Origin of the sequence: Nocardia tenerifensis NBRC 101015 (genome assembly GCF_000308715.1) — a bacterium.
Taxonomy (GTDB): Bacteria; Actinomycetota; Actinomycetes; order Mycobacteriales; family Mycobacteriaceae; genus Nocardia; species Nocardia tenerifensis.
The window spans coordinates 1-13,065 of record NZ_BAGH01000225.1; the positions used below are offsets into that span (position 1 = coordinate 1).

General features: G+C 69.1%; 12 protein-coding genes. 8 read left to right on the forward strand and 4 right to left on the reverse strand.

All coding sequences use genetic code 11. The annotated features are described in order from the left end of the window. Nucleotides 1–218: 218 nt before the first annotated feature. A complete protein-coding gene (locus ON39_RS18445) occupies nucleotides 219–1,100 on the reverse strand; it encodes a class I SAM-dependent methyltransferase (RefSeq protein WP_051186782.1) in 882 nt (293 codons plus the stop codon). Between the two features lie 285 nt (nucleotides 1,101–1,385). Here ON39_RS18445 and ON39_RS18450 point away from each other — a divergent pair, with 285 nt between their 5' ends. After that, entirely contained in the window at nucleotides 1,386–2,504 is a 1,119-nt protein-coding gene (locus ON39_RS18450) for an alkane 1-monooxygenase (protein ID WP_425454144.1), read from the forward strand. 726 nt (nucleotides 2,505–3,230) lie between these two features. On the opposite strand, the gene ON39_RS18455 is transcribed toward ON39_RS18450, so the two are convergent. After that, complete coding sequence (locus ON39_RS18455; protein ID WP_040735775.1) at nucleotides 3,231–4,907, reverse strand: fumarate hydratase; 1,677 nt, start codon at nucleotides 4,905–4,907, stop codon at nucleotides 3,231–3,233. A gap of 296 nt (nucleotides 4,908–5,203) precedes the next feature. Between ON39_RS18455 and ON39_RS18460 the strand changes: the two genes are divergently transcribed. Then, nucleotides 5,204–5,674, forward strand: coding sequence for a MarR family winged helix-turn-helix transcriptional regulator (locus tag ON39_RS18460; protein ID WP_040735776.1), 471 nt, complete (start codon nucleotides 5,204–5,206; stop codon nucleotides 5,672–5,674). A 995-nt stretch (nucleotides 5,675–6,669) separates the two neighbouring features. On the opposite strand, the gene mftD is transcribed toward ON39_RS18460, so the two are convergent. Together mftD and mftE are read right to left on the reverse strand one after the other, a co-directional pair. Further along, nucleotides 6,670–7,917 carry a pre-mycofactocin synthase MftD gene (gene mftD, locus ON39_RS18465; protein ID WP_246003103.1) on the reverse strand — a complete coding sequence of 416 codons (1,248 nt, stop codon included), beginning with the start codon at nucleotides 7,915–7,917 and terminating at the stop codon, nucleotides 6,670–6,672. Then, nucleotides 7,914–8,654 (reverse strand): mycofactocin biosynthesis peptidyl-dipeptidase MftE, encoded by a 741-nt coding sequence (gene mftE, locus ON39_RS18470; protein WP_051186783.1) that lies wholly within the window; start codon nucleotides 8,652–8,654, stop codon nucleotides 7,914–7,916. Before mftE ends, mftD begins: the two co-directional genes overlap by 4 nt. A gap of 39 nt (nucleotides 8,655–8,693) precedes the next feature. On the opposite strand from mftE, the gene mftR reads away from it, so the two are divergent. The 6 genes from mftR to ON39_RS18500 form a co-directional block, all read left to right on the forward strand. Next, complete coding sequence (gene mftR / locus ON39_RS18475; RefSeq protein ID WP_051186784.1) at nucleotides 8,694–9,287, forward strand: mycofactocin system transcriptional regulator MftR; 594 nt, start codon at nucleotides 8,694–8,696, stop codon at nucleotides 9,285–9,287. A 127-nt stretch (nucleotides 9,288–9,414) separates the two neighbouring features. Further along, nucleotides 9,415–10,320 (forward strand): STAS domain-containing protein, encoded by a 906-nt coding sequence (locus tag ON39_RS18480; protein WP_040735778.1) that lies wholly within the window; start codon nucleotides 9,415–9,417, stop codon nucleotides 10,318–10,320. Nucleotides 10,321–10,334: 14 nt separating this feature from the next. Then, nucleotides 10,335–10,724 carry an STAS domain-containing protein gene (locus tag ON39_RS18485; RefSeq protein ID WP_040735779.1) on the forward strand — a complete coding sequence of 130 codons (390 nt, stop codon included), beginning with the start codon at nucleotides 10,335–10,337 and terminating at the stop codon, nucleotides 10,722–10,724. Next, nucleotides 10,702–11,127, forward strand: coding sequence for an ATP-binding protein (locus ON39_RS18490; protein ID WP_040735790.1), 426 nt, complete (start codon nucleotides 10,702–10,704; stop codon nucleotides 11,125–11,127). The genes ON39_RS18485 and ON39_RS18490 overlap by 23 nt, the downstream gene beginning before the upstream one ends. Next, nucleotides 11,120–11,755: a SpoIIE family protein phosphatase gene (locus tag ON39_RS18495; RefSeq protein ID WP_040735780.1), complete on the forward strand. Its 636-nt coding sequence runs from the start codon at nucleotides 11,120–11,122 to the stop codon at nucleotides 11,753–11,755. The genes ON39_RS18490 and ON39_RS18495 overlap by 8 nt, the downstream gene beginning before the upstream one ends. Nucleotides 11,756–11,768: 13 nt before the next feature. After that, the coding region (locus ON39_RS18500; RefSeq protein WP_040735781.1) for a PAS domain S-box protein at nucleotides 11,769–13,065 on the forward strand (1,297 nt) is incomplete at its 3' end.

The window sequence follows — 13,065 nt, forward strand, 5'->3', positions numbered from 1 at the left end:
GCGAGCAGCCGCAGCGTGTCGTGCGGCGGCACCGGCATCCGGCACACCGTGGACAGCGCGTGCCACCAGCCGTGCGCCAGCGCGTACCGCTCGGTCTCTTCCACCCACGACCCCCTGATTGTTCGGCCGTCGCCATCGCCGACGGTGGCGTTGCGTCCCACGTCTAGCACGCGCGCATACCACCCACACGGCGGTACCGGTGATTGTTAACGCAAAAATCAGATTTCGGGTGCGGCGGTTACCAATTCGTGCTGGAAGCGGACCACCGCCGACCACGGGTTGCGCGTCGGCTTGCGCGGATCCAGCTGGGGCAGATAGGTGAACGGGCGCATGAACCACGGCACGCGGCCCAGCTTGCGGGCGTGCACCAGGATGCTCTCGCACTCCCGCGGCCGCCAGCCGAGCTCCTCGAAGAAGGCGAGGCCGTTGGGCGGATCGAACTTCATCGGCGCGTTCTCGAACATCGAACTGTCGCGCATCTGCTTCATCCGGAAGCTGATATCCGCCGTCCACCAAGCGATCTGGGGCCGGGCCAAGCCGCGGGCCAGCTCGGTCACGGTCGCCGGGTCGAGGTAGAACAGCAGGCCCTCGGTGAGCACCAGGGCCTTGGTCGCGGGCGTGCCGGTCGGCCCCAGCGGGCCGAGCACCGCGTCGAGGAACTCCGCGCGCGCGGCGGGATCGGCGAGATCGACTGCGCGCCGGACCAATACGCCGCGCGGCAGCTCCCCTGCCAGCGCCGCCTCCTTCTCGGCGAGGATCTCCGGCAGGTCGGCCTCGACCCAGACGAAGTCGGCGGGCAGTGCGAGCCGGTACGGACGGGTGTCCAGCCCGGCCGCCAGGTTCAGCACCCGATCACAGCCCTGCTCGAGCGACCGCGCGATGAGGTCATCGATGAGTTTGGTGCGGGTGACCACGGGCCAGCCGTTGCGCATGACGCGCGGCGACATCTCGACGAGCGCGTGCCCCTGCGCCCCGGCGAGCCGGTCCGCCAGCGGATCTCGGAACAGCGCGTCCGGTCGCGCGGTCTCGCGGGCCCGGTAGGCGGCCACCCACCGAGCGGTGTCGGACACGTTGGAGATCGGTACACGCCCCGCAGCCATGCGGCCAGTCTGGCACCATACCGGCACTACGGACCGGACACGTTGCCCCACGGCCAGGACAAGTTTCGACTCGCCGAAGTGAGCTGCGTGTCACGATTCGGAACACTTTCGCTCCACACCCGTAACGTGTTCCGAAGTCGAGGCGACTCTGCTATCACAGACACCAAACGCGCCGTGGATAATTCAGCAGTCCCCACAGATCACGGTTGCCCGCCCTCGTGATCTCACCGAAAGAAGCAGGTCATCAACCGTCGTCAGCCTCGAGGTCAGGATCGGAAGCGCCCCCTGTGGGTACTCGGCCTGATCGCTCCGGCGTGCGCGCTGCTCCCCTCGCAGCTCGTGCTGCACACCGGCGCGCCCGTCTTCTGGTGGATCGGCCCGATCATCGTGTTGCTGGTGATCCCGGTGCTGGACTGGGTGGTCGGCGAGGACGGCGCGAACCCGCGCGACGAGGACTACGAGCTGCTGTCCGAGGACCGCTACTACCGTTGGTGCACTTACCTTTTCCTGCCGATCCAGCTGTTCGGGCTCGGCATCGCGAGCTACCTGTGGGCCGGCGACGAGCTCACCGTGGTCGACAAGCTCGGCCTCGCCGCGACGTTGGGCTTCGTCAGCGGCATCGGCATCAACGCCGCGCACGAGCTCGGGCACCGGGTCGAGCACCTGGAGCGGTGGCTCGCGAAGATCGCGCTCGCTCAATCCGGCTACGGGCACTTCTTCGTCGAGCACAATCGCGGACACCACGTGCGGGTCGCCACGCCGGAGGATCCGGCCAGCGCCCGGCTCGGCGAGTCGCTCTGGGAGTTCTTGCCGCGCAGCGTGACCGGCGGTTTCGTCTCGGCCGTCCGGCTCGAGCGTGAGCGCCTCGCGCGCAGGCGGCTCGGCTGGTGGCACCCCGACAATCACATCCTGCAGGCGTGGGCCATGACGGTCGTGCTCTTCGGCCTGCTCATCGCGCTGTTCGGCTGGCGCATCCTGCCCTGGCTCGCGCTGCAGGCCGTGATCGGCGTCGCGCTGCTGGAGACCGTGAACTACGTCGAGCACTACGGCCTGCTGCGCGCCCGCCGCGGCAACGGGCGCTACGCCCGATGCTCGCCGCGGGACAGCTGGAACAGCGACCGCCTGGTCACCAACATCTTCCTGTTCCACCTGCAGCGCCACAGCGACCATCACGCCAATCCGGGACGCCGGTACCAAACCCTGCGCACCTCGGCCATCGCGCCCCAGCTCCCGGCGGGTTACGCGACCATGGTCGTCCTCGCCGCGATCCCACCACTATGGCGCGCGGTCATGGACCACCGAGTGCTGGCCCACTACGGCGGCGACATCACCCTCGCCAACGTTCAACCGCCGAAACAGAGCCGCCTCCGCACCGCCCTCATCTACCGCCGCGCCACCAACTAACCGCACTCCGCCACGCGCGGTGCGGTAGGAACTGCCGCACTGACTTTCGGGATGCGCACTGTTTCTAGGTGCCTAGAGGGAGTGCGCATCCCGAGAGAGGGTGCGGCAGTTGCGTACCGGGGCGGCGGGTTCTCGCCGGGCGCGGCTGGCCCTGCCTGGTAGGCAACTGCCGCACCGGCTCTCGGGATACGCACCGGCTCTCGAAATGCGCACCGACTCTGGGGATGCGCACCGGCTCTGGTCCCTAGAGTGAGTGCGGACCCCAAGAGGGGGTGCGACAGTTGCGCACCGGAGCGGCGGGCTCTCGCCGGGTGCGGCTGGCCCTGCCTGGTAGGCAACTGCCGCACCGGAGCGGCGGGCTCTAGCCGGGTGCGGCTGGCCCTGCCTAGTAGGCAACTGCGGCACCGGCTCTCGGGATGCGCACCGGCTCTCGGGATGCGCACCGCCTCTGGGGATGCGCACCGTCTCTGGGGATGCGCACCGTCTCTGGGGATGCGCACCGTCTCTGGGGATGCGCACCGGCTCTTGGGATACGCACCGGCTCTGGGTCCCTAGAGGGAGTGCGGACCCCGAGAGAGGGTGCGGTAGTTGTGCACCGGGGCGGCGGGTTCTCGCCGGGCGCGGCTGGCCTTGCCTGGTAGGCAACTGCCGCACTGACTCTCGGGATGCGCACCGACTCTAGGTACCTAGAGGGAGTGCGGAACCCGAGAGAGGGTGCGGGTTTGGTTAGACGCGCTCGGCGGAGCGGGTGCGGACTCGGAGGGCGATGGGTTTTTGGGTTTCGGCGAAGAAGTCGTTGCCTTTGTCGTCTACGACGATGAAGGCGGGGAAGTCTTCGACCTCGATCTTCCAGACGGCTTCCATGCCGAGTTCGGGGTACTCGAGCACCTCGACGGACTTGATGCAATCCAGTGCGAGGCGGGCGGCGGGGCCGCCGATGGAGCCGAGGTAGAAGCCGCCGTGCTCCTTGCACGCCTTGGTCACCTGCGCGGAGCGGTTGCCCTTGGCCAGCATGACGAAAGATCCACCGGCCGCTTGGAATTGGTCGACGTAGGAGTCCATCCGGCCGGCGGTGGTCGGCCCGAACGAACCGGACGCGTAGCCTTCGGGGGTCTTGGCCGGGCCCGCGTAGTAGACGGCCATGTCGCGCAGGTACTGCGGCATCGGCTCGCCGGCGTCGAGGCGCTCCTTGATCTTGGCGTGCGCGATGTCGCGGGCGACCACCAGCGGGCCGGACAGCGAAAGCCGGGTCTTCACCGGGTATTTCGACAGCTCCGCGCGGATCTCCGACATCGGCCGGTTCAGGTCGATCCGCACCACGTCGCCGCCGAGGATCGAATCGGTCTGCTCGGGCAGGTAGTGCGCGGGCTCGCGCTCGAGCTGCTCGAGGAACACGCCCTCCGGGGTGATCTTGGCCAGCGCCTGCCGATCGGCCGAGCAGGACACCGCGATGGCCACGGGGCAGCTCGCGCCGTGCCGCGGCAGCCGGACGACGCGCACGTCGTGGCAGAAGTACTTGCCGCCGAATTGCGCACCGATGCCGAAGGATTGGGTGAGCTTGAACACCTCCTCCTCCAGCTCGAGATCCCGGAAGCCGTGCGCGGCAAGCGATCCCTCGGTCGGCAGGTGGTCCAGGTAGTGCGCGGAGGCGTATTTGGCCGTCTTCAAGGCGAATTCGGCGCTGGTGCCGCCGATCACCACGGCGAGGTGGTACGGCGGGCAGGCGGCGGTGCCGAGCGAGCGGATCTTCTCGTCCAGGAACTCCAGCATGCGCGTGGGGTTCAGCACGGCCTTGGTCTCCTGGTACAGGAACGACTTGTTCGCCGAGCCGCCGCCCTTGGCCATGAAGAGGAACTTGTACGCGGGATGCGCGGGATCGCCCGGGGTCGAGTACAACTCGATCTGCGCGGGCAGGTTGGAGCCGGTGTTCTTCTCGTCCCACATGGTCATCGGGGCGAGCTGGGAGTAGCGCAGGTTCAGCTTCGTGTAGGCGTCGAACACGCCGCGGCTGATCCACTCCGCGTCGTCGACGCCGGTCAGCACGCCCTCGGACTTTTTGCCCATGACGATCGCGGTGCCGGTGTCCTGGCACATCGGCAGGATGCCGCCTGCGGAGATGTTGACGTTCTTGAGCAGGTCGAGCGCGACGAAGCGGTCGTTGCCGCTGGCCTCCGGGTCGTCGATGATCTTGCGCAGCTGCGCGAGGTGCGCGGGCCGCAGGTAGTGGCTGATGTCGTGCATCGCCTCGGCGGTGAGCAGGCGCAGCGCCTCGGGCTCCACCTGCAGGAAGGTGCGGCCGTTGACCTCGAAGGTGTGCACGCCCTCGGTGGTGAGCAACCGGTACTCGGTGTCGTCGGCGCCGATCGGCAGCAGGTCTGAATAGCGGAACTCCGGCGCGGTCACGGACGCACTCCTTCGGGCAGGTCGGGGCCGAACAGCTCAGCGCCGCTCTCGTCGGCACTCAGCAGGGCTGGTCACAGGCACAGCGAGCGTATCCACCCGGCTAGGTCACACACTGGTTAGGCAAGCCTTATCCCTAGCAGTTGACACAAAAGGTTGCACGTTCAACCCCGGGAGTGCTACCTGTCGTCTCACACAAAAACGTTCGGACGTCCAAGCGTCCCTTCGTCGCAACAATCGTCGCGCGACGCACAACGACGCGCGACAATGTATGACACGCCAGAGTTTGGAGCGCTATCGTGACCGATCCCCATTGGCTCGATGACGTCGAAATGCGCGCCTGGGTGGGCTTCGTGCGCACGCGCGATCTCATCGCCGCGGCGGTCGGGCGGGACTCGACGCGCGAATCGAACCTCACCTACGTCGAATACTCGGTGCTCGCCTTCCTCAGCAAGACCCCCGACCACCGCTGCACCTTCGCCGACCTGGCCGCGCAGCTCGAGTGGTCGCAGAGCAGGCTCTCGCACCAGATCACCCGGATGGAGAAGCGCGGACTCGTTGTGCGCGAACCGATCCCGGACGACGCGCGCCGCACCGCCGCACGGCTGACCCCGCGCGGCGCCGAGGTGCTCACCGGCGCCGCCCCCGCCCACGTGGTCAGCGTGCGCAAACACATGATCGACGTCCTCGACCGCCAGCAACTGGCCGCACTAGCCGACATCTACGACACCCTGCTCGCGCACCATCGACAGACGACAAGCGACAACTGACCGCTCAAGCGAGAGCGTGCGCCACCTCGCGCCCCCGCGTCGGGTCCGCGGATTCAGTTGCAGCACGGCTGAATTCGACCGAAGCAGTGCTTCACTCGACGGCAGCAGCCCCGAGCCGCCTGCGACAGGCTCAATCTGCTGTGGCACTGCGTAACTCGACCGCAGCAACGCTGGACCCAGCCGCGACACTACCCGGCACCGTCCTGGCCCAGTCCAAATCGCTGCGGCGCTACCCCGACCCGGCCTCGGGAACGCTGGACCCAGCCGCGGCACTGCCCGACTCGGGCGGCGGCAGTGCTCACTTGGCTGCCGCAGTGCTCAGCTCGGCTGCGGCAGGGCTCGACTCGCCCGTCGCAGTGCTTGACTCGGCCGCAGCAACACTGGACCCAGCCCCGGCACCACCGACTGACCAGCGGCAGGGTACGACCCGGCCGCAGCAGCCCCGGGCCGCCTGCGACAGGCCCCAACACTGTTGTGGCAGTGCTCAACTCGGCTGCGGCAGGGCCCGAGGGCCGCGACACCGCAGACCGGGCTAGGGCAACACTCGATCGGCCGCCGCAGTGCACCAACCAGCCGCAACAGTGCCCGACACGCTCGCCGCCGTACCAGACCCGGCCGCAGCAGGATGTGCCCGACTCGTCCACAGCACCGCCTGGCTCGGCTGGGCAACGCTCGAATCGGCCGCCGCAGTGCCCGAACCGGCCGCAGCAGTACCAGGACTAGCCGAGGCACTGCCCGTCTCGGCCGGGGCAGCGTCCGTCTCGGCTGGGGCAGCGTCCGTCTCGGCTGGGGCAGTGCCGACATTTCACCGCCGCAGTGCCCGACTCGGCCGTAGCAGTGCTCGACTCGGCTGCACAACGCCCGGCCCGGCCGCCGCAGTACCCGAGTCAGCCGCAGGAGTGCCCGACTCGGCTAGACAACGCTCGACTCGGGCACCACAGTGCCCGATTCAACCACAGCAGTACCCGAAACGGCTGCGGCACTGCCCAACTCGGCTAAGGCGATGCTGATTCGACAAGCACGCCGTTGTCCACGGGTTCGCTTGTCTCCGTATCGAATCCACCCCCGCCGACGGGCACACCCAACGCACGCTCGAACCCCTCGGGCACCACGATGTCCCCGCGATCCAACTCACTGACACTCGTCTTGCGTAGACCCAGTAGGGCCGAGTCGATTCCGCCGCGGAGGATGTCGAGCACGTTCTCCACGCCCGCTTGGCCGTTCGCGGCCAGGCCCCACAGGTAGCCGCGGCCGATCATCACTGCTCGCGCGCCGAGCGCCACCGCCTTCACCACGTCGCTGCCGCGCCGGATGCCGCCGTCGAGCAGCACCTCGATCTGCGAGTCGACGGCGTCGGCCACCGCGGGTAGCGCTCGGATGGCGGCGGGCGTTCCGTCCAGGTTGTTGCCGCCGTGGTTGGAGACCGAGATCGCCGCCACGCCCGCGTCGACCGCGCGCAGCGCGTCGTCGACCCGGATGACGCCCTTGAGCATCACCGGCCCGTCCCACTGCTCGCACACCCAGCGCACGTCGGCCCAGTCCGGCGGCGGCGTGCCCATCCACTCGCCGTACGCGCCGAAGAAGCCGGGCGCGGGGCCGCCGCCGACGGCCATGTTCGGCGCGGTGAGATCCGGGATGTGCCCGGACTTGGCGTAGGTCGCCAACCAGCGCGGCCGCACCAGGGTCTGCGGCGCGAACTTCAGCATGGTGCGCAGGTCGAGCTTCTCCGGGATCACCGGGCTCCCCCAGTCCCGGCCGTGCGAGAACGACCAGTCGAGGGTCAGGATGAGGCCGACGGCGCCGGCCGCCCTCGCCCGCTCCATTCGCTCCAGGATCTCGTCTTTGCTTCCGCACCAATACATTTGGAAGAAGGTCGCCGGGTTGGCGGCGATGACCTCCTCGATCGGCTTGCTGGCGAAGGAACTGAGCCCCATCGCGATGCCGCGGGCGGCCGCGGCACGCGCGACGGCCACCTCGCCGTCGGGGTGCACCGCCTGCACGCCGGTCGGCGAAATCATGACCGGCATCGAAAGCTGTTGCCCGAGTACGGTGGTCGACTGGTCGCGCTCGCCGATCGGCCCGGCGACGTGCGGGGCGAAGCCGAGCTCGGTGAACGCCCGCTGGTTGTCCTCGATGGTCTGGCCGCGCTCGGAGCCGGCGATCAGCGCGCCGTACACCGATTTCGGCAGTCTCTTCTTAGCCCGCCGCTGTGCTTCGGCGACGGTTTCGAACCAGGGGTTCATGGTCGGGGGGTCCTTTCGGGGGAGGTCACCGGCCACCAGAGCCGGGTTCGGTCGAGCAGGTCGGTGGTCAGGTGGTCGAGCAGCGCGGCGCCCTCCTCGGCGTGGGCCCCGGCCGGGTCGCCGAGCACGCCGTTGGCGCTCACCGAGCGCACGCCCCCCGCACGCAGCAGCGGCAGGAGTTGCGCGAGCGGACGGGTATCGCCGGCCTCGGCGCGGTCGAGCCGCACCCGATCCGGCGTCAGCGCGAGTTGCACCGCGGTCTCGGCGCGACCCGCGTGCAGATCCCCTTGGTAGGGCGGCAGATACACACGAACGTCGCGAGATTCGCCGCGCAACAGTGTCTTCGCGCGACGCAGCGGTTCGAGGTTGCCGCCGTGCCAGTTGACGAGCAGGACGCGGCCGAAAGTGTCCGTCGCCGAACGGCACAGCTCGACGATCAGCAGCTCCAGCGCGGCCTGCCCGATCGAGAGTGTGCCGGGGAAGCCCGCGTGCTCGCCACTGGCCCCGTACGGAATCGCCGGCGCGACAAGCACATCCGGCCGCAGCGCGGCCAGCCGCGCGCACAGGGCGGCGGCGATGTCGGTGTCGGTGGACAGCGGCAGGTGCGGGCCGTGCTGCTCGGTCGCGCCGAGGGCGACGGCGAGAATCGCGTCGGTCCGCCGCGCGGCCTCGGGCCAGGTCAGATCGGCCACCGTAGCGGCCGCGACCGGGCTGTGGTCTGCGACACTTTCGGACATATCCGGAGATTATCGTCAGTCACTGACATAATCAATACCGTGCCAGCAAGGACCACCCGCGGCCGCCCGCGCGGTACCAGTAAACGCGAACTCGAACTCATCGCCATGCGCCTGTTCACCGAGCAGGGCTTCGAGGACACCACCGTCGAGCAGATCGCCGCCGCGGCGGGCGTCAGCGGCCGCACCTTCTTCCGCTACTTCCCCACCAAGGCGGAGGTGCTCTGGTACCAGTTCGATGACGAAGTCGCCGCTCTGCGCACGGCCTTCGCCGAAGTGCCCGACGATGTGGCGATGATGACCGCGGTGCGCCGAGTTGTCGTGAACGCCAATCGGTATCGGGCCGAGGACGTGCCCGAGCTGCGCACGCGCATGCACCTGGTCGCCACCATCCCGGCCCTGGCCGCCACCGCGGGCGCGCACTACGACGCGTGGGAGCGCGCGGTCAGCGACTTCGCCGGGCGCAGGCTCGGCGAGCCGGCCGACGCGCTGATCCCCCTCGCGATCGGCCGCACCACGCTGGCCGCGGCCCGCGCCGCCTTCGATGCCTGGCTGGCCCGCGCCGACGCCGACCTCACCGTCTACCTGGAGGAAGCCTTGCGCGGACTCGAGCGCGGTTTCGCCCCGCCACCGTGAGCCGCGCGCGAACAACCGGCAGGTTTCGTCCGCGACCGGGTTGGGGTATGACTAGGCTCGGTGTCGGCCCAACGGCCGAACGCACGACAGATCCGTACTGAAACCGTCGAAAGGGGCAGGAGTTTCCATGTCCGAGGTGTCCATGAGCCTTTCGGCGGATTCGCTGACCGCGGGACCGGTCGACAACCTGCTCCCGCAGTTGGTCGAGCATCTGCGGCAGAACCGCACCGCCCTGCGTGAGGAGTGGGCACGCCGCATCACCGACGCACAGCTGCTGACCGCGATGACCCCGGAGGAGATCTTCTCCGAGGCGACCTCCGTCTACGACAACTACGTCGAGGTGCTCGAGACCGGTAGCGTCGAGGCGCTGCAGGCCTACGCCCGTGACCTGTCCGAACGCATCATCCCGAGAGGCGTCGAGACCGACGAGGTCCTGGGCATCGTGCTGCTGCTGCGCGACGTGCTCGCCCGCTCGTTGTTCGAGAAGTACCAGGCCGACTTTCAGCTGCTCAACGCGGTGCTCGACGCGTACGAACCCGCCGCGAACCGCATCGCCAACACCGTGGGCGTCTCCTTCGTGCAGGAACGCGAGCGCGTCATCCGCCAGCAGCAGGAGGCGATCCGCGAGCTGTCCACCCCGGTTCTCCAGGTCCGGGAACAGCTGCTCATCCTGCCCATCATCGGCGTGCTGGACAGCCAGCGCGCCCGCCAGCTCACCGAGCAGCTGCTGCGCGCGATCCGCGCCAACCGCGCCAAGGTCGTCGTCATCGACATCACGGGTGTCCCGCAGATCGACTCCACCGTGGCCAACCACCTGGTGCAGACCGTCGACGCCTCGGGCCTGATGGGCGCGAATGTCATCATCACCGGCCTCTCCTCGGAGATCGCCCTGACGCTGGTCACCATCGGCCTCGACCTGTCCAAGATGAACGCGGTCGGCGACCTCCAGGGTGGCATCGAAGAAGCGGAACGCCTGCTCGGCTACGAGGTCTCCCGAGTCGCCGAGCGGGTCACCGAACGCGACGGTCGCTAGCTCAGGACACGCAGATGCCGGTACCGATTCTCAAACAGGGGACCTACCTCATCGCGTCGGTCCAGTCCGCGTTGACCGACGCCGATACCGAGCGCCTGCAGGACGACCTGATGAAACAGGTCAGCAAGTACCGCGCCCACGGCATCATCGTCGACGTCACCGCCATCGACATCATGGACTCCTTCGCCGCGAGATCGTTGCGCACCATCGCGCACATGACGCAGCTGCGCGGTGCCGAAACGGTGATCGTCGGGCTGCAACCGGAAGTCGCCTTCGCGATGGTGCAACTCGGGCTGACGTTCGAGGACATGCACACCGCCCTCGATCTGGAAGAGGGCCTCGCCTGGCTGAACCGGAAGACCGCGTCACCTCGCCAGCGAGATGGTCGTGACAGTGGCCGCTGAGAACCTGGTGATCGCGGTCAGAGTGTCGGGCGACATAGTGATCGCACGTCAGGCCGGCCGCGAACTGGCGGCGAAGCTCGGATTCACTTTGACCGACCGCACCATGATCTCGACGGCGATCTCCGAAATCGCCCGCAACATCACCAGTTACGCGGGCAGCGGCGAAATCAGGCTGATGGTCGACGACCGGGAGGGTCGTCAGGCACTGGTGGTCCAGGCCGAGGACCAAGGACCCGGCATCATCGATATTCCCCGCGCGCTCGAGGACGGCTACTCGACCGGGCGCGGACTCGGACTCGGTCTCCCCGGCGCCCGCAGGCTGATGGACCGGCTCGTCGTCGACTCGGCGCCGGGCAAGGGCACGTTGGTGGAGATGTGGAAGTGGGTACCCAACGGTGCATGAGGACGGGTTCATCGGCCGAATCGAGTGGGCGGTGGCCGGTCGCGCGCTGCCGGGCCAACGCGTCTCCGGTGATCGCGGTCTCATCCTCGACACCGGCGGCGGCACAGTCCTTTTCGCCGTGCTCGACGGGCTCGGCCACGGCGCTCCCGCCGCCGACGCCGCCGACCGGGCCGCGCAGGTGCTCTCGGAGAACCGCGCCGAACCGCTGGACGTGCTGATGGTGCTGTGTCATCGGGCGATGGCCGACACCCGCGGCGCCGCCGTCTCGCTCGCGCTGTTCGACCCGGGCGACACGGTGCGCTGGCTCGGCGTGGGCAATGTCGAATCCCGGGTGCTGACAAAGAGTCCCGCGGGGCTGGCGGTCCGCGCGACCATCCTGCTGACCGCGGGGATCGTCGGCTACCGGCTCCCGCAGAACCTGCAGCCGCAGACTATTCATGTGCGCCCCGGCGATCTGCTGCTGATGTCCACCGACGGCATCGTCAGCGAGTCCGCCGACGCGATCGATCTGTCGAAGTCCACCGCGGATATCACCGCCGACATCCTCGGCAGGCACGCCAAGGACACCGACGACGCATTGGTGCTCGCCGCCCGCCACCGCGGCTCGGCGCAGGGCCCGGCGTCATGAGAGGCCGCGTCCGATGACAGCACTGGCCGACTTTCTCGACGAGTACGCGAAAGCGCTACGGCGCCATCTGGATTCACCGACCCAGGCCACCCTCGCCGAGGGCTACGAGCTCGGCAGGCAGGCTCTCGTCGACGGCATCAGCCTGCTCGACCTCAACGAGCACCACTTCCGGGTGGTGCAGGCCGCCGAGCACGCGGCGAGCGTCGGCCCGGGCGACAACCGGCTGGCCGAGTCCGCGCTGGAGTTCCTGCTGCAAACCCTTGCGGCACTGGACATCGCGACCCGCGGCTACCTCGACGGCGTCGGCCGCTACGAGCAACAGCGTTCGCGCGCCGATGATCTCGCCGGGCGCGACGCCTTCCGCACCGCGCTGGTGGAGTCGCTGCAGGACGGGTTCTTCGTCGCCGACTCGCACGGCGCCATCGTCGAGGTCAACTCCGCGTTCGGCGCGCTGACCGGTTACGGTGCCGCGGGCGTGCCCTATCCGCTGCCGCACCCGTGGTCGATGCCGGAGGGGTCGCGCTACCCCGACTTAGGCACGGAGGCACAGCGTTTCGTCATTCCGATCCGCCACCGCGACGGCCGCGAGGTGTGGCTCGCGGTGAGCACGAGCGCGCTGATCAAGCCGGAGAACAACGAGCGCATCTTCGTCGGCACCATCCGCGACGTCACCGCCGAGCACGACGCGCAGGCCCGCGATCAGGCCGCCTCGCGGCTGGCCACCGCGGTGGGCGCGGCGACGAGCGTGGTGGAGGTGCTCGCGGTCGGCCTCGACGAACTGCGGCGCACGGTCGGCGCGCAGTCCGCGGTGGTGTCGGTGTGGCCGAGCAGGCATGTCGAGCCGGAGGTGTACGTCTCCGGGGCCGAGGGCAGCGAGAGCGCCGAGCTGGACGCGCGGGCGCGGGCCATGCTCGATCGGGCGCGCCGCAGGCCGGGACGCAGCCTCTTCGCGATCCCGGAGGGCAGCGAGAGCTCCGAGGGCATCGTCGCGCCGCTCGGCGAGACCGGCGACGCGGCGCTGTGGCTGCGCTTCGCGGCCCCGCGCGCGATCAGCGCCGCCGACTGGACGCTGTTCTCGCTGCTGATCGGGCATCTGAGCCTGGCCGTGCAGCGGGCGCGCAACTTCGATCAGGCCCGCTCGACCTCGCTGACGCTGCAGCGGGCCATGCTCGGCCCGATCGAGCTGCCGCCGCGGTTCTCCGTGCACTACGAGCCCGCGCTGCCGCCGCTGGAGATCGGCGGCGACTGGTACGACGTGGTGCCGCTGCGCGACGGCACCATCGGCGTCGTGGTCGGCGACTGCGTCGGCC